This is a genomic window from Agromyces litoreus (assembly GCF_040496015.1).
Taxonomy (GTDB): domain Bacteria; phylum Actinomycetota; class Actinomycetes; order Actinomycetales; family Microbacteriaceae; genus Agromyces; species Agromyces litoreus.
Genome location: NZ_JBEPKA010000002.1, coordinates 188,404 through 205,132 on the forward strand (window position 1 = coordinate 188,404; position 16,729 = coordinate 205,132).

Sequence of the window (16,729 nt, forward strand, 5' to 3'; positions counted from 1 at the left end):
ACTCGAAACGAAGGGGCGACATGGATCAGGCCGATCCGTTCGGATTCACTGGACTCACGTACGACGACGTCCTCCTGCTGCCGGGGCACACCGACGTGATCCCCAGCGAGGCCGACACCAGTTCGCGCCTGACCAAGCGCATCACCGTGGCCACGCCCCTGCTCTCCGCGGCGATGGACACCGTGACCGAGGCGCGCATGGCCATCGCCATGGCCCGCCAGGGCGGCATCGGCATCCTGCACCGCAACCTCTCGATCGCCGAGCAGGCCGACATGGTCGACCGCGTGAAGCGAAGCGAGTCGGGGATGGTCTCCAACCCGGTCACGACGACTCCGGATGCCAGCGTGGCCGAGGTCGACGAACTGTGCGCGACGTACCGCGTGAGCGGCCTTCCGGTGGTCGACGCCGACGGCGTGCTGGTCGGCATCATCACGAACCGCGACATGCGCTTCGTCTCCGACTTCGAGAAGCCGACCACGAAGGTCGCGGACGTGATGACGACGGCGCCGCTGATCACGGGCCGGGTCGGCATGGACCCGGACGAGGCGGTCGCGATCTTCGCGCAGCACAAGGTCGAGAAGCTGCCGCTGGTCGACGACGCGGGCCGACTCACCGGGCTGATCACCGTGAAGGACTTCGACAAGTCGGAGCAGTACCCGAACGCGACGAAGGACTCGGAGGGCCGACTCCGCGTCGGCGCCGCGATCGGCTTCTTCGGCGAGGCCTGGGAGCGCGCGGAGGCCGTGCGCGATGCCGGCGTCGACGTGATCGTGGTCGACACCGCCAACGGCGAGTCGGCCGGCGTGCTCGACATCATCCGCCGCCTGAAGGCCGACCCCACCTTCGCGCACATCGACGTGATCGGCGGCAACGTCGCCACCTACGAGGGCGCCAAGGCGCTCGTCGACGCGGGTGCCGATGCCGTCAAGGTGGGCGTGGGCCCCGGCTCGATCTGCACCACGCGCGTGGTCGCCGGAGTCGGCGTGCCGCAGGTCACCGCCGTCTACGAGGCGTCCAGGGCCACGAAGCCCGCGGGCGTGCCGCTCATCGCCGACGGCGGCCTGCAGTATTCGGGCGACATCGCGAAGGCCCTCGTCGCGGGCGCCGACACCGTCATGCTCGGCTCGCTCCTCGCGGGCACCGCCGAGAGCCCGGGCGAGCTGGTCTTCCAGAACGGCAAGCAGTTCAAGGCGTACCGGGGCATGGGCTCGCTGGGCGCCATGCAGACGCGCGGCAAGAAGACGTCGTACTCCAAGGACCGCTACTTCCAGGCCGACGTCCCGAGCGACGAGAAGCTCATCCCCGAGGGCATCGAGGGCCAGGTGCCCTATCGGGGCCCCGTCTCGGCGGTGGCCTACCAGCTCGTCGGCGGCCTGCGCCAGTCGATGTTCTACGTCGGCGCGCGCACGGTCGCGGAGCTGAAGACGAAGGGCCGCTTCGTGCGGATCACGCCCGCCGGCCTCAAGGAGTCGCACCCGCACGACGTGCAGTTCGTCGTCGAGGCGCCGAACTACACGCGCTGACCCCGGCCGCCCGGCCCGGCGACGGCCTCAGGCGTCGTGCGCGTCGGCGATCCGGGTGATCGCCTCCGAGAGGACCTCGGGCGAGCACGCGAGGTTCAGCCTCGCGTGCCCGCGCCCGACCTCGGCGCCGAAGTGCGGTCCGTTGGCCAGCGCGACACGGGCGCGCTCGAGCGCGACCGCGCCCGGGTCGTCGCCCCACCCGAGCGCGCTGAGGTCCAGCCAGGCGAGGTAGGTCGCCTCCGGCATCCGGTACCGCACCGTCGGCAGCTCGTCGGCCAGCAGGTCTGCGAGCAGCCGGCGGTTGTCGTCGATCGCGGCGATGACGCCGTCGAGCCAGGTCGCCCCGTGGCGGAAGGCGGCGATCGACGCGATCGCGCCGAAGTGCCCCATGCGCCACTCGACCTCGTACGGGAACGACTCGCGGACGGCGTCCCCGCGCGCGCTCGCCGTCACGACCATGGCGGCCTTGAGGCCGGCGAGGTTGAAGGCCTTGCTGGCGGCGGTCACCGCGAGCCCGTGCTCGCGCGCGGCATCCGAGACCGTCAGGAACGGCACGTACGGCGACTCGGGCTGCGCCAGCGGCCCGTGCACCTCGTCCGCGACGATCGTCGCGTCGAACCGGGCCGCGAGGTCGGCGAGCGCGGCGAGCTCGTCACGGGTCGGCACGAACCCGACCGGGTTGTGCGGGTTGCAGAGCACCATGGCGCGCGCGCCGCGCTCGAACGCGGCCCCGATGCCGTCGAGGTCGAGGCGCCACCCGGCGTCGATGCCGCCCGCGAGCGGCACGTCGACGACGCGCGCCCCCGCCTCGGTCACGAGGTCGAAGAACGGCGGGTAGATCGGCGGCGTGATCACGACCCCGGAACCGGCCGGCACGGCGCGGCGGAGGATCTCGACGATCCCCGCACTCACGTCGGAGACGCAGCCCACGCGCGCGGGGTCGATCTCCCAGCCGAGCCGGTCGGCGGCGAACGGCGCGAACGCCTCGGCCACCGGCCGGCTCCCGCAGTTGTACCCCGTGTCCGAGCGGCGGACGGCGGCGTGCAGCGCCTCGGCGATCGGTTCCGCGAGGGGGAAGTCCATCTCCGCGATCGGCAGCGGCAGCACGTCGGCGTCGTAGCTGCGCCACTTCGCGCTCGTGCGGGTGCGGAGCTGGTCGAGCGGATCGGCGGCGACGCGATGCATGGCCCCAGCCTGCCCCCGGGCGGCCCGGCCCGCCACCGGGATCGCCGCTGCTCGCGGCACGCAACCGGGCTGTGTAGTCTGGTCGGCTGCCCGTCGGGCGGTGCGGCTCGGCCGCGATCTCCAACAGAATCGGCGCACCATGGGCTTCGTGGACGTCAACGGCGTCTCCTTCTCCCTCCCCGACGGCAGGCCGCTGCTCTCCGACCTCGCGTTCCGCGTCGCGGAGGGTCGGAGGACGGCCCTCATCGGGCAGAACGGCGCGGGCAAGACCACGCTCCTGCGGATCATCCGCGGCGAGCTCCGGCCCGACGAGGGCAGCGTGCAGGTCGAGGGCGGCCTCGGCGTCATGGACCAGTTCGTGGGTCGGGGCGAGGTGGTCGACGGCGTCGACCGCACCGTGCACGGCCTGCTCGTGTCCGTCGCCCCCGCACGCGTCCGCGCGGCCGCGATCGAGCTCGAGGCGGCCGAGCAGGCGCTCATCGACGCCGACGACACGGCGACGCAGATGCGCTACGCGTCGGCGCTGGCCGAGTACGCCGAGGCGGGCGGGTACGACCAGGAGGTCGTCTGGGACCGCTGCACGGTCGCCGCGCTCGGCGTGCCGTTCGAACGCGCCAGGTGGCGCGAGCTGTCGACGCTCTCGGGCGGCGAGCAGAAGCGGCTGGCACTCGAGGCGCTCCTCCGCGGGCCGGAGCAGGTGCTCGTGCTCGACGAGCCGGACAACTCCCTCGACGTGCCGGGCAAGCGGTGGCTCGAGCAGCAGCTGAAGGCCACGCCGAAGACCGTGCTGCTCGTCTCGCACGACCGCGAGCTGCTCGCCCGGGCGGCCGATCGGATCGTCACGCTCGAGGTCGGCGCCGCCGGCAGCACGGCCTGGGTGCACGGCGGGAGCTTCCGGGGCTACCACGCCGCGCGCGATGCGCGGTTCGCGCGGCTCGACGAGCTGCGTCGCCGCTGGGACGAGCAGCACGCGCAACTGGAGCAGCTCGTCCGGACGCTGAAGGTCAAGGCCACGTACAACGACGGCATGGCCTCGCGCTACCAGGCCGCGCTCACGCGGCTGCGCCGGTTCGAGGAGGCCGGCCCGCCCGAGGAACGGCCCCCGGCGCAGGCCGTGTCGATGCGGCTGCGAGGATCGCGCACCGGCAAGCGGGCCGTGGTGTGCGAGGGACTCGAGCTCAGCGGACTGATGCGGCCGTTCGACCTCGAGGTCTGGTACGGCGACCGGGTCGCCGTGCTCGGCTCGAACGGGTCGGGGAAGTCGCACTTCCTCCGCCTGCTCGCGGCCGGCGGCACGGACCCCGATCCGGCCAAGGGCCACCGGACCGACGTCGGCGCGAGCCTCGCGGTCGTGCCGCACGAGGGTCGGGCCGTGCTCGGCGCCCGGGTCGTGCCCGGGTGGTTCGCGCAGGGCCACGAGCTGCCCGGCCTGCGCGGGCGCACCCTGCTCGACATCCTCCATCGCGGCGATGCGAACCGCGAGGGGATGGCGCGGGAGGCCGCGAGCTCGGCACTCGACCGGTACGGACTCGCGGGCGCCGCGCAGCAGCGAGTCGAGGCCCTCTCGGGCGGGCAGCAGGCGCGACTGCAGATCCTGCTGCTCGAGCTCTCGGGCGCGACGCTGCTGCTGCTCGACGAGCCGACCGACAACCTCGACCTGGTCTCCGCCGAAGCGCTCGAGGACGCGCTCGCCCGCTTCGACGGCACGGTGCTCGCCGTCACGCACGACCGGTGGTTCACGCGGGCGTTCGACCGGTACCTGGTCTTCCGCTCGGACGGCGAGGTCGTCGAGGCGGACGAGGCGGTGTTCGACGAGGCGCGCGTCGCACGGGCACGCTGAGACGCGGGCAGCCGACGAGGCATCCGTGTCGCTCGCCGGGGCCCTTCGGTAGGGTTGACGGGTGACCCAGGAGATCGAGATCGGCCGCTCCAAGCGGGGCCGTCGCGTCTACGCGTTCGACGACATCGCCATCGTGCCGAGCCGGCGCACCCGTGACCCGGAGGACGTCTCGGTCGGCTGGTCGATCGACGCGTACCAGTTCGACATCCCCTTCCTGGCGGCCCCGATGGACTCGGTGGTCTCGCCGCGCACGGCGATCATGATGGGCCAGCTCGGCGGCCTCGGCGTGCTCGACCTCGAGGGACTCTGGACCCGCTACGAGGACCCGGAGCCGGCGCTCGCCGAGATCCGGAACCTCCCCGACGAGCAGGCCACGGCGCGCATGCAGGAGCTCTACGCGGAGCCGATCAAGCCCGACCTCGTCACCGCCCGGCTGGCGGAGGTCCGCGCCGCCGGCGTCACCGTCGCCGGCGCGCTCTCGCCGCAGCGCACCCAGGAGCTCTACGAGACGGTCGTCGCGGCCGGCGTCGACCTCTTCGTCATCCGGGGCACGACCGTCTCGGCCGAGCACGTGTCGAAGAACCAGGAGCCGCTGAACCTCAAGAAGTTCATCTACGAGCTCGACGTGCCCGTGATCGTGGGCGGCGCGGCGACGTACACGGCGGCCCTGCACCTCATGCGCACGGGCGCGGCGGGCGTCCTCGTGGGCTTCGGCGGCGGCGCCGCGTCGACCACGCGCGCGACCCTCGGCATCCACGCCCCGATGGCCACCGCGGTGGCGGATGTCGCCGGCGCGCGCCGCGACTACCTCGACGAGTCCGGCGGCCGGTACGTGCACGTGATCGCCGACGGCGGCGTGGGCGCGGCGGGCGACATCGTCAAGGCCGTCGCGTGCGGGGCCGACGCGGTCATGCTCGGCGCGGCGCTCGCGCGCGCGACCGACGCCCCCGGCGGCGGATGGCACTGGGGCCAGGAGGCCCACCACGCGAAGCTGCCGCGCGGACAGCGCGTGCAGGTGGGCCAGGTGGCCCCGCTCGAGGAGATCCTGTACGGTCCGGCACCTGCGGCCGACGGCACCGCGAACCTCGTCGGGGCGCTCCGCAAGTCGATGGCCACGACCGGGTACTCCGACCTGAAGGAGTTCCAGCGCGTCGAGGTCGTCGTCGCCCCCTACCAGGCGGTGTAGTCGCCGGCTCGATACACCCGCGGGGGGTCCGTCGTCGACCCCGTCGCATCCCAGCAGATTCCATGGCACCGCGGCAGGGGGAGCGGGTAGCGTGGGGACGGACGGGCGGTGCCGCCGCGGTCCGCCCGGGGATGGGGAGCCACGATGGCGAGACTGAAGACGGTGACGCGTTCGAACAAGCTCGGACCGGAGGAGCGGGAGGCGGCGATCGCCCGCCTCAAGGAGAAGGAACTCGACGTCCTCGTGGTCGGCGGTGGGATCGTGGGCACGGGGGCCGCGCTCGACGCGGTGACCCGAGGGCTCTCGACGGGGCTGCTCGAGGCCAGGGACTGGGCGTCCGGCACGTCGAGCCGGTCCTCGAAGCTCGTGCACGGCGGCATCCGCTACCTCGAGCAGCTCGACTTCGGCCTCGTGCGCGAGGCGCTCATCGAACGCGGCCTGCTGCTGCAGCGGATCGCGCCGCACCTGGTCAAGCCCGTGCGATTCCTCTACCCGCTGCAGAAGCGGGTGTTCGAGCGGTTGTACGTCGGCGCGGGCATGCTGCTCTACGACGTCTTCAGCTACACGGGCGGCCGCCCGCCGGGCGTGCCGCACCACCGCCACCTCTCGAAGCGGCAGGTCATGCGGGCCATCCCGTCGCTGTCGAGCAACTCGATGGTCGGCGGGCTGACCTACTACGACGCGCAGGTCGACGACGCGCGGTACGTGGCCTCCCTCGCCCGGACGGCGTCGTTCTACGGCGCGCACGTGGCCAGCCGCGTCAAGGTCGAGGGGTTCGTGAAGGTCGGTGAGCGCGTGGTCGGCGTGAAGGCGCACGACCTGCAGACCGACGAGCACTTCGAGATCCGCGCCAAGCAGGTCGTCAACGCGACCGGCGTCTGGACCGACGACACGCAGCGGATGGTGGGCGAGCGCGGCACGTTCAAGGTGCGCGCCTCGAAGGGCATCCACCTCGTGGTGCCCCGCGACCGCATCCAGTCGGCGATGGGCATGATCTTCCGCACCGAGAAGAGCGTGCTGTTCGTCATCCCGTGGGGGCGCCACTGGCTCATCGGCACGACCGACACCGACTGGAACCTCGACAAGGCGCACCCCGCCGCGACCGCGGCCGACATCGACTACCTGCTCGAGCACGTCAACGCCGTGATGGCGATCCCGCTCTCGCGGGAGGACGTCGAGGGCGTGTTCGCGGGGCTGCGTCCGCTGCTCGCCGGCGAGAGCGAGTCGACCTCGAAGCTCTCGCGCGAGCACGTCGTGGCCCACACCGTGCCGGGCCTCGTCGTCGTCGCCGGCGGCAAGTGGACCACGTACCGGGTGATGGCGAAGGACGCGATCGACGCCGCCGCCGACGCGCTCGACGGGCGCGTGCCGAAGTCGACGACGCAGGACATCCCGCTGCTCGGCGCGGAGGGCTATCAGGCGGCGTGGAACAAGCGCGGGAAGATCGCCCGGGCGTTCGGCGTGCACAAGGTGCGCATCGAGCACCTGCTGAACCGGTACGGCACCATGACCGACGAACTGCTCGACCTGATCCGCGAGACGCCGGAGCTCGGCGAGCCACTGCCGGGCGCCGACGACTACCTCGGCGCCGAGATGGTGTACGCGGCCTCGCACGAGGGCGCGCTGCACCTGGACGACGTGCTCGCCCGGCGCACGCGCATCTCGATCGAGGCCTGGGACCGCGGCGTGTCCGCCGCGCCGGTCGCCGCGAAGCTCATGGCCGGCGTGCTCGGCTGGGACGCCGAGCGCGAGGCCCTCGAGGTCGAGCGGTACCTGCAGCGCGTCGCCGCCGAGCGCGCCTCGCAGGAGCAGCCCGACGACGAGTCGGCGGACCGGGTGCGGCTCGAGGCGCCCGACATCGTCTCGGTCGACTGACGAGGCGAGCGGATGCCGCGGGGCCGGCGCCCCGCGGCGTCCGCCGTCCGACCGCGCGGATCGCGGGCCGGCCGCTGGCAGGAACCGCGCATCCCGCCCGGCTAGAATCCGAGCGACATGCTCCGGATGATGCTGCGCCCGCGGTGGGTGCTCGCCCTGCTCGCCGCCCTCGGCGTCGCGGCGGGCTTCGCGCTCCTCGCGCAGTGGCAGGTCGACCGTGCGGTGGAGCAGGCCACCGTCGAGGAGCGTCCGACCGAGCAGGTGCGCCCGCTCGGCGAGGTGGTGCGGCCCGACGGGCCCACCGAGCAGGCGGCCACCGCCCAGCGCGTGAGCGTGCGCGGCACGATCGTGCCCGGCGACACCGTTCTCGTGCAGGGGCGCCTGAACGACGGCGTGGCCGGCTGGTGGGTCGTCGCGCACCTCGAGGTGACGGATGCCGCGGCCGGCGGGCTCCCCGTCGCACTCGGCTGGACCTCCGACGAGGAGTCCGCGCGCACGGCGCTCGCCGAGGTGGATCGCGCGGCCGCGGCGGACGGCGGCGAGGTCGAGGTCGTCGGCCGGTTCCTGCCCTCCGAGGCGCCCGTCGCGCCGGAGCCCGACCAGGATCCGCAGGCCATGACGACGGTCGCGGTCGCCCACCTCGTGAACGTGTGGGCCGGGTACGACGACCGCCCCGTGTACTTCGGGTACGTCACGGCGACCGATCCCGTCGCCGGGCTCGACGCGATCTCCTCGCCGCCCCCCGAGCAGGAGGCGGAGCTGAACTGGCTCAACGTCTTCTACGCCGTCGAGTGGGTCGTGTTCGCCGGCTTCGCGGTGTTCCTCTGGTACCGCCTGGTGCTCGATGCCGTGCAGCGCGAGCGCGAGCAGGCCGAACTCGACGCCGAGGCTGCCGACGCCGCGGAGGCGGCAGCCGCGGAGGAGCGCGCCGCCGCGCCTCGCGACTGACCGGTCGTTCCGCTCGCGGCGAACTCCGCCCGCACGGCCCCGGTACGGGGTGAGGATGCCGGTGTGAGCGATCTCGGGGGTCCGGGGGAGCGGCGCGGCGAGCACGCCGAGGAGCCGCTCGACGCGTACTCGCGCGTCGTCTCCGGCGTGGCCCGCGACCTCCTGCCGAGGATGGCGAGCCTCGCCGTGCGCTCGCGTCGCGGGGCGGGGACGGGGTCGGCGAGCGTCATCTCCGACGACGGCGTGCTGCTGACGAGCGCCCACGTCGTCGCGGGCGCCGACCGCGTCGAGGCGGCGTTCGGCGACGGCACGGCGGTGGAGGCCGACGTCGTCGGCCGGGACCCGCTCTCCGACCTCGCGGTGCTCCGCGCCGACGGACGCGTCCCGTCGCCCGTGCCGCTCGGCGACGCCCGCTCGCTGCGGGTCGGGCAGCTCGTCGTCGCCCTCGGAACGCCGCTCGGCCTCGCCGGAAGCGTGACGGCCGGCATCGTCTCGAACCTCGGCCGGTCGCTGCCGACGGCGGCCGGTCGGGTCGTCGACGAGGTCATCCAGACCGATGCGGCGCTGAACCCGGGCAACAGCGGCGGCGCGCTCGCCGACGGGCGGGGGCGGATGGTCGGGGTGAACACCGCCGTCGCGGGCGTGGGACTCGGGCTCGCCGTGCCGATCAACCCGGCGACGCGCGCCATCGTCGACGCGCTCGTGGCGCACGGCCGCGTGCGTCGCGCCTGGCTCGGCATCGCGGGCGCGCAGGTCCGCCTCGCGCCGGTCCTCGCCGAGCGGATCGGCTCGGTCACCGGACTGCAGGTCACCGCGGTGGTCGAGGGCAGCCCGGCCGGGGCCGCCGGCATCCGCCCCGGCGACATCGCCGTGACCCTCGACGGCACCGGGATCGTGACCGCGACCTCGATCCAGCGCCTCATGGTCGAGGACGCGATCGACCGGGAGGTCGAGATGACGCTCTGGCGCGGCGGCGCCCTCGTGGACGTGTTCGTGGTGCCGCGCGAGCTCGTCGGCTCGTAGCCGCGCGGCCGCCGTGCGCCGCCGCCGGGCGGCATCCGTCTCGGCCATCGCCCAGCCGGACGCCCCGTAGACTGGACGCCATGCCCCTCGAGCCCAAATCGGCTGATCTCCCGCGCGTCCGCGGGGCCCTGAAGTTCTACATGGTCGCCTCGAACATCACGGGCGTCATGCTCCTCCTGCTGTGCGCCGAGATGCTGCTGAAGTACGTCTGGCACCTCGAGCTCTTCGCGTTCGGCGCGAACGGGCTGCTCGCCTTCGAGCCGGTGATCGAGACGCCCGAGGGGCTCGAGTCGACCGCGACGGGCGTGAACCTGTCGACCGGCATCCTCATCGCGCACGGCTGGTTCTACGTCGTGTACCTCTTCAGCAACTTCCGCCTGTGGAGCCTGATGCGCTGGCCGTTCTGGCGCCTGCTCGTGCTCGCCTCGGGCGGCATCGTGCCCTTCCTCTCCTTCATCCTCGAGGCCCGCATCGGGCGCGAGGTCCGCGACTACCTCGCGGCGCGCGAGGCGGATGCCGCGGCCGCGCGCCCCGGGTCCGACGCCGATTCCGAGCCCGTGGAGGCCGCCCAGTGAGCGAGACCCAGCAGCGACCCGTCCTCGTCGTGGACTTCGGCGCGCAGTACGCGCAGCTGATCGCCCGGCGCGTGCGCGAGGCGTCCGTCTACTCCGAGATCGTGCCGCACACGATCACGGCCGAGGAGGTCCGTGCGAAGGACCCCGTCGGCATCGTGCTCTCGGGAGGGCCGTCGTCGGTGTACGAGCCCGGGGCGCCGTCGCTGGACCCCGGCATCCTCGAACTCGGCGTGCCCACGCTCGGCATCTGCTACGGCTTCCAGGTCATGGCGCGCCAGCTCGGCGGCGAGGTCGCCCACACCGGGCACCGCGAGTACGGCTCGACGCCCGCGACCGTGCGCGTCGACGACGGCAACCTGCTGCTCGGCGGGCAGCCCGACCACCAGACGGTGTGGATGAGCCATGGCGACTCGGTGGCCGTCGCGCCCGAGGGCTTCGAGGTGCTCGCCTCGACCGCGACCACCCCCGTCGCGGCCTTCGCGAGCGACGAGCAGGGCTTCTACGGCGTGCAGTGGCACCCCGAGGTCAAGCACTCGCCCTACGGGCAGGACGTCATCGAGAACTTCCTGCACAAGGCAGCACGGATCCCCGCGGACTGGAACCCCGACAACGTGATCGCCGAGCAGGTCGCGCGCATCCGCGAGCAGGTCGGCTCGGCGAGGGTCATCTCGGCGCTCTCGGGTGGCGTCGACTCGGCCGTCTCGACCGCGCTCGTGCACGAGGCCGTCGGCGACCAGCTCACCGCGGTGTTCGTCGACCACGGGCTGCTCCGCAAGGGCGAACGCGAGCAGGTGCAGGAGGACTACGTCGCGGCCACGGGCGTGCGCCTGGTGACGATCGACGCGGCCGACACCTTCCTCTCCGCGCTCGAGGGCGTCACCGACCCCGAGGAGAAGCGCAAGATCATCGGGCGCGAGTTCATCCGCGCCTTCGAGCAGGCCGAGCGCGACCTCATCGCCGAGGCCGCCGCCGAGGGCGAGGCCGTGAAGTTCCTCGTGCAGGGCACGCTCTACCCCGACGTCGTCGAGTCCGGCGGCGGAACGGGGACGGCGAACATCAAGAGCCACCACAACGTCGGCGGGCTGCCTGAGGACCTGGAGTTCGAGCTCGTCGAGCCGCTGCGCACCCTCTTCAAGGACGAGGTGCGCGCCATCGGCCGCGAGCTGGGACTGCCGGAGGCGATCGTCGGCCGCCAGCCGTTCCCCGGCCCGGGCCTCGGCATCCGCATCGTCGGCGAGGTCACCCGCGATCGCCTCGAGGTGCTGCGCGAGGCCGACGCCATCGCGCGCGCCGAGCTGACCGCCGCGGGCCTCGACGACCAGATCTGGCAGTGCCCGGTCGTGCTCCTCGCCGACGTGCGCTCGGTGGGCGTGCAGGGCGACGGTCGCACCTACGGCCACCCGATCGTGCTGCGCCCCGTCTCGTCGGAGGACGCGATGACCGCCGACTGGACCCGCCTGCCCTTCGACGTGCTCGCGCGGATCTCCAACCGGATCACGAACGAGGTGCGCGAGGTCAACCGCGTCGTGCTCGATGTCACGTCGAAGCCGCCGGGGACCATCGAGTGGGAGTGAGCCGCTAGCCTGAGCGGCATGGCGGTGATCGAGAACTCCAAGCTCAGTGTCATCGGCGCCGGCAGCGTCGGCGCGAGCCTGGTGTACGCCTCGCTCATCCGCGAGTCGGCCAACCAGGTCGCGCTGTACGACATCGCGCGCGAGAAGGTCGAGGCCGAGGTGCTCGATCTGGCGCACGGCACGCAGTTCACGCGCTCGAACGTCGTCGGCGGCGCCGACCTCGACGTCGTCGCGGACTCGCACGTCGTCGTGATCACCGCGGGCGCGAAGCAGCAGCCGGGCCAGAGCCGGATGGAGCTCGCCGGCACCAACGTCGGCATCCTCGAGCGCCTGCTCCCGGACCTGCTCGAGCGCGCGCCCGACGCGATCTACGTGCTCGTGACGAACCCGGTCGACGTGCTCACCGTCGCCGCTCAGCGCATCACCGGGCTGCCGCCCGAGCGCGTCATCGGCTCGGGCACGGTGCTCGACACCTCTCGCCTGCGCTGGCTGCTCGCCAGGCGCGCCGGGGTCATGACCGCGAGCGTGCACGCCGACATCGTCGGCGAGCACGGCGACACCGAGTTCCCGCTGTGGTCGAACGCGCGCATCGGGCCCGTGCCGATCCTCGACTGGGCGGGCGGCGAGCCGTTCACGCGCGACGAGCTCGACGGCATCGCGTCGGAGGTGCGCAACGCGGCGTACACCGTGATCCGCGGGAAGGGCGCGACGAACTACGCGATCGGCCTGTCCGGCGCGCGGATCGTCGAGGCGCTGCTCGACGACGAGCACGCCGTGCTCCCGGTCTCGACCGTGCACTCCGGTGCGTTCGGGCTCGACGGGGTCGCGCTGTCGATGCCCTCGGTCGTCGGCGGCGACGGGGCGTTCCCGATCGCGGAGACGCCGATGTCCGAGCACGAGGCCGGCCTGCTCGCGGCATCCGGTGACGCCATTCGGGCGACCATCCAGACCCTCGGCCTCTGATTCCGGCGGATGTCGGCGAAGGTGTCGATCGGGACGCTTCCCGTTCGACGTCGTCAGTGAGAGGGTCGAGACGCGACCCGGACACGCGAGGAGCCGACCACGATGCCGAAGTACATGCTGATCATGCGGGCCACCGACCAGGCGGTCGAGGCCTACCGGGACCTGCCGTTCGAGCAGGTCATCGAGGCGATGGGCCGCTACAACGAGGAGATGATGAAAGCGGGCGTGATGCTCGCCGGCGAGGGGCTCGCCGATGCGAGCGAGGGCTTCGTCGTCGACTTCTCGGCCGAGCCGCCGCTCATCACCGACGGCCCCTACGGCGAGACCAAGGAGCTCTTCAACGGGTTCTGGATCATCGACGTCGCGACCGGCGAGGAGGCCGCCGAATGGGCGAAGCGCTGCCCGCTCGGACCCGGATCCAAGCTCGAGGTGCGACGCGTGACGAGCGCCGAGGACTTCCCGCAGGACAACGAGTGGATCGAGAAGGAGGCGGGCTGGCGCGTCGAGCAGGCCGAGCGGGCCGCGGAGGACGCGCGGCGGGGGGCGCCGAGCGCGTGAGGCGCGCACCCCGCTTCCCGACCGGGAGGGGTGCCGACCCGACGTGACGCACCAGCCCCGACGCCCGACGGAGCCCGCGCAAGCCGCGACGGCGCGCCCCGCCGACCCCGAGCCGGCCCGGCGCGCCGTCGCCGCGGTGTGGCGCATCGAGTCGGCGCGGATCGTCGCGACGCTCACTCGCGCGGTCGGCGACTTCGCCCTCGCCGAGGACCTCGCGCAGGACGCGCTCGCGGAGGCCCTCGCGCGGTGGCCCGAATCGGGCGTCCCCGCGAATCCCGGCGCCTGGCTGACCGCGGTCGCCAAGCGTCGCGCCATCGACGGGTGGCGGCGCCGCGAACGCTACGACGAGCGGCTGGCCGCCATCGCGCACGACCTCGAGCGCGAGCAGGCCGAGGCGAGGGATGCCGCGGGCGACCTGCCGTACGACCCGGACGCGATCGACGACGACGTGCTCCGGCTCGTGTTCGTCTCGTGCCATCCGCTGCTCTCGCGCGAGGCGCGCGTCGCGCTCACGCTCCGCGTCGTCGGCGGACTCACGACCGAGGAGATCGCGCGGGCCTTCCTCGTGCCCGTCTCGACCGTGCAGCAGCGGATCGTGCGCGCGAAGAAGGCGCTGGGGGACGCAGGGGTCGCCTTCGAGGTCCCGCCCCGCGAGGAGTTCGCGCCGCGACTCGGGACGGTGCTCGGCGTGCCGTACCTGATCTTCAACGAGGGGCACTCGGCGTCGGCCGGCGCCGACCTGATGCGCCCCGAGCTCGGCCGCGAGGCCCTGCGCCTCGCGAGGGTGCTCGCGGCACTCGTGCCCCGTGAGCCCGAGGCGCACGGCCTCGTCGCGCTCATGGAGCTCACGTCAGCCCGGTTCCCCGCACGGATCGACGCGCACGGCGATCCGGTGCTGCTCGCCGACCAGGACCGTCGGCGCTGGGACGCGTCCGCGATCGCCCGCGGGCGCGCCGCGCTCGCCCGTGCGGATGCGCTCGGACGCGGCAGGGGCCCGTACGCCCTGCAGGCGGCGATCGCGGAGCGGCACGACGTGGCCGCCTCGGTCGACGACACCGACTGGGGCGGCATCGTCGCGCTCTACGACGCGCTGACGCGGATCGCGCCGTCGCCGGTGGTCGACCTCAATCGCGCGGTCGCGGTCTCGATGGCCGACGGGCCCGCCGCCGGCTTGGCGATCGTCGACGGGCTCGCCGCCGATCCGCGGCTCGCGCGGTACCACCCGCTGCAGGCCGTCCGGGCCGAGCTGCTCGAACGGCTCGGGCGCACCGATGACGCGCGCGACGCGTTCGCGGAGGCCGCGCGGCTCACCGCCAACGAGCGGGAGCGCGCCGTCCTGCTCGCGCGCGCATCGCGACCGTCCTGAGACGCGGAACGGGCCGCCCCGGTGGGGACGGCCCGTTCGCGTGCTGCGGTGCGGTCGATCGCTAGTCGCGCGCGATCGCGAGCATGCGCAGGATCTCGAGGTACAGCCAGATGACGGTGACCATGATGCCGAAGGCGCCCGTCCAGCCGTACTTGCGGGGAGCGCGATTGCGCACGCCCTGCTGGATGAAGTCGAAGTCGAGCACGAGCGAGTAGGCGCCCATGATCACGACGAGGACGCCGATGATCAGGCCGAGCGGGATGCCGGCGATCTCGGCGCCGCGGAGGCCCCACGGGTCGTCGGTCGCGCCGAAGAGGATGAGGCCCATGTTCACGAGCGAGAAGACGAGGTAGCCCACCATCGCGATCAGGAAGACCTTGGTGGCCTTTTTCGACGCGCGGATCTTGCCCGAGGCGAACAGCGCGAGCGTCACGCCGACGACGACGAGGGTCGCGATGACGGCCTGGGTCACGATGCCGTCGCCGAACGCGTACTCGTACCAGGCGGAGATGCCGCCCACGAACACGCCCTGCGCGGCCGCGTAGCCGAGGATGAGCGCCGGGGAGGGCTCCTTCTTGAAGATGTTGACGAGCGCCAGCACGAAGCCGACGATGCCGGCGCCGATCCAGAGGAACGGCACGGACTGGAAGGTGAGCCAGCCCACGGCGGCGCCCACGAGGAGCACGCCGAAGGTCGCGGCGGACTTGGCGATCGAGTCCTCGATCGTCATGACGTCGCGGTCGGGGAGCGTGGCGGGCTGGTTGTACATGTCCTGCAGCTGCTGGGCGGACATGTCCTGTGCGACAGCCACCGCCCCCTGGCCGGAGGTGAACGCCTCGTTGCGTGAGAAGGCGGGGTTGTTCAGAGCCATTGCTGTGGTTCCTCTGCTTTCGGCTTTCCGTCGTGTGGAGGGGAATCACGCGGCCGTCGTGGCCGCGTCGTCCCAATCTACCGGTTCCGTCCGTGTCAACGCCGTGAGTTCCGGCGGGATTCCGCGGGAGCATCGCCGACCGGGAATATTCTGAACCCATGTGGCGCGACCTGGCCGAGCGACCCCTCGTCATCGGGCATCGCGGCGCGCCCGGGTACCGGCCCGAGCACACCGAGGCCGGGTACCGGGTCGCGTTCGCCCTCGGCGCCGACGCCGTCGAGCCCGACCTCGTCGCCACGCGCGACGGCGTGCTCGTGCTCCGCCACGAGAACGAGATCTCGGGCACGACGGATGTCGCCGACCGGCCCGAGTTCGCCTCGCGCCGCACCACGCGCGAGGTGGACGGGAACCCGCTCACGGGGTGGTTCACGGAGGACTTCACCTGGGACGAGCTCGCGACGCTGCGCGCGACCGAGCGGCTCGGCGCCCTTCGGCAGCACAGCGCGAGCTTCGACGGCCGGTACCCGCTCCTGCGACTGCGCGACCTGCTCGACCTGATCGAGGCGGAGAGCGAGGAGGCGCGCCGGGTCATCCGCCTCGTCGCGGAGTTCAAGCACGCCACGCACTTCGCGGCCCTCGGGCTGCCGCTGGAGGAGCTCTTCGCGGCCGAGCTCGCCGCGGCGGGATGGGGGCACGGAGACGACCGGATCGTGTCGGAGTCCTTCGAACCGGGCCTGCTCGACCGGCTGGCCGCCGCGGGGATCCGCGGGCGGCGGGTGCTGCTCGTCGAGGACGTCGGAGCGCCCTACGACCTGGTCGCGGTCGACGGCTCGGCGGCGCGACGCTACGACAGCTTCGTGAGCGAGCGGGGCCTGCTCGGACTGGCCGGGCGCGTCGACGGGGTGAGCGTCGGCAAGCGCCGGCTCGTCGACGACGCGACCGGGTCGGAGGACGATGCACCCGTGCGCCGCGCGCGACGGGACGCCCCGCTGCGGGGCTCCGACCTGGTGGATGCGGCGCATGCCGCGGGGCTGTCGGTGCTCACCTGGACGCTGCGTCCCGAGAACCGGTTCCTCGCGCGGCCGTTCCGGCGGGGCACCGCGCGGGCCGCCTGGGGCGACTGGATGGGCGAGTTCACTCGGATCATGGACACCGGGCTCGACGGTGTCTTCGTCGACCATCCGGACCTCGGCGTCGAGGCCCGCCGCGCGCTGGCCGAGGGCTGACCGCCGGAGCCCCGGG

General features: G+C 73.1%; 14 protein-coding genes. 12 read left to right on the plus strand and 2 right to left on the minus strand.

Going from position 1 to position 16,729, the window contains the following annotated elements:
- Positions 1-20: 20 nt before the first annotated feature.
- Complete coding sequence (guaB, locus tag ABME01_RS02530) at positions 21-1,523, plus strand: IMP dehydrogenase (RefSeq protein WP_353826776.1); 1,503 nt, start codon at positions 21-23, stop codon at positions 1,521-1,523.
- 27 nt (positions 1,524-1,550) lie between these two features.
- Here the strand turns inward: guaB and ABME01_RS02535 are convergent, their stop codons facing one another.
- Entirely contained in the window at positions 1,551-2,708 is a 1,158-nt protein-coding gene (locus ABME01_RS02535; protein ID WP_353826777.1) for a MalY/PatB family protein, read from the minus strand.
- Positions 2,709-2,847: 139 nt separating this feature from the next.
- On the opposite strand from ABME01_RS02535, the gene ABME01_RS02540 reads away from it, so the two are divergent.
- The 10 genes from ABME01_RS02540 (at position 2,848) to ABME01_RS02585 (ending at position 14,616) form a co-directional block, all read left to right on the plus strand.
- The gene (locus ABME01_RS02540) at positions 2,848-4,548 is read left to right on the plus strand and encodes an ABC-F family ATP-binding cassette domain-containing protein (RefSeq protein ID WP_353826778.1); all 1,701 of its coding nucleotides are present in this window, start codon (positions 2,848-2,850) and stop codon (positions 4,546-4,548) included.
- A gap of 61 nt (positions 4,549-4,609) precedes the next feature.
- On the plus strand, positions 4,610-5,734 hold the full coding sequence (locus tag ABME01_RS02545; protein ID WP_353826779.1) for a GuaB3 family IMP dehydrogenase-related protein: 1,125 nt from the start codon (positions 4,610-4,612) through the stop codon (positions 5,732-5,734).
- A 144-nt stretch (positions 5,735-5,878) separates the two neighbouring features.
- Positions 5,879-7,609, plus strand: a complete 1,731-nt coding sequence (locus tag ABME01_RS02550; RefSeq protein WP_353826780.1) for a glycerol-3-phosphate dehydrogenase/oxidase — start codon at positions 5,879-5,881, stop codon at positions 7,607-7,609.
- Between the two features lie 117 nt (positions 7,610-7,726).
- On the plus strand, positions 7,727-8,557 hold the full coding sequence (locus tag ABME01_RS02555; RefSeq protein ID WP_353826781.1) for an SURF1 family protein: 831 nt from the start codon (positions 7,727-7,729) through the stop codon (positions 8,555-8,557).
- A gap of 63 nt (positions 8,558-8,620) precedes the next feature.
- Positions 8,621-9,580: a S1C family serine protease gene (locus ABME01_RS02560; protein ID WP_353826782.1), complete on the plus strand. Its 960-nt coding sequence runs from the start codon at positions 8,621-8,623 to the stop codon at positions 9,578-9,580.
- A gap of 80 nt (positions 9,581-9,660) precedes the next feature.
- Positions 9,661-10,155 (plus strand): DUF3817 domain-containing protein, encoded by a 495-nt coding sequence (locus ABME01_RS02565; RefSeq protein ID WP_353826783.1) that lies wholly within the window; start codon positions 9,661-9,663, stop codon positions 10,153-10,155.
- Positions 10,152-11,729, plus strand: coding sequence for a glutamine-hydrolyzing GMP synthase (gene guaA, locus ABME01_RS02570; protein WP_353826784.1), 1,578 nt, complete (start codon positions 10,152-10,154; stop codon positions 11,727-11,729). The genes ABME01_RS02565 and guaA overlap by 4 nt, the downstream gene beginning before the upstream one ends.
- 18 nt (positions 11,730-11,747) lie before the next feature.
- The gene (locus tag ABME01_RS02575; protein WP_353826785.1) at positions 11,748-12,692 is read left to right on the plus strand and encodes an L-lactate dehydrogenase; all 945 of its coding nucleotides are present in this window, start codon (positions 11,748-11,750) and stop codon (positions 12,690-12,692) included.
- Positions 12,693-12,794: 102 nt separating this feature from the next.
- A complete protein-coding gene (locus tag ABME01_RS02580; protein WP_353826786.1) occupies positions 12,795-13,250 on the plus strand; it encodes a YciI family protein in 456 nt (151 codons plus the stop codon).
- 136 nt (positions 13,251-13,386) lie between these two features.
- Entirely contained in the window at positions 13,387-14,616 is a 1,230-nt protein-coding gene (locus tag ABME01_RS02585) for an RNA polymerase sigma factor (RefSeq protein ID WP_353826867.1), read from the plus strand.
- A gap of 61 nt (positions 14,617-14,677) precedes the next feature.
- On the opposite strand, the gene ABME01_RS02590 is transcribed toward ABME01_RS02585, so the two are convergent.
- A complete protein-coding gene (locus ABME01_RS02590) occupies positions 14,678-15,487 on the minus strand; it encodes a Bax inhibitor-1/YccA family protein (RefSeq protein ID WP_353826787.1) in 810 nt (269 codons plus the stop codon).
- 158 nt (positions 15,488-15,645) lie between these two features.
- Here ABME01_RS02590 and ABME01_RS02595 point away from each other — a divergent pair, with 158 nt between their 5' ends.
- Positions 15,646-16,713, plus strand: coding sequence for a glycerophosphodiester phosphodiesterase family protein (locus ABME01_RS02595; protein ID WP_353826788.1), 1,068 nt, complete (start codon positions 15,646-15,648; stop codon positions 16,711-16,713).
- The last annotated feature ends 16 nt before the right edge of the window (positions 16,714-16,729 follow it).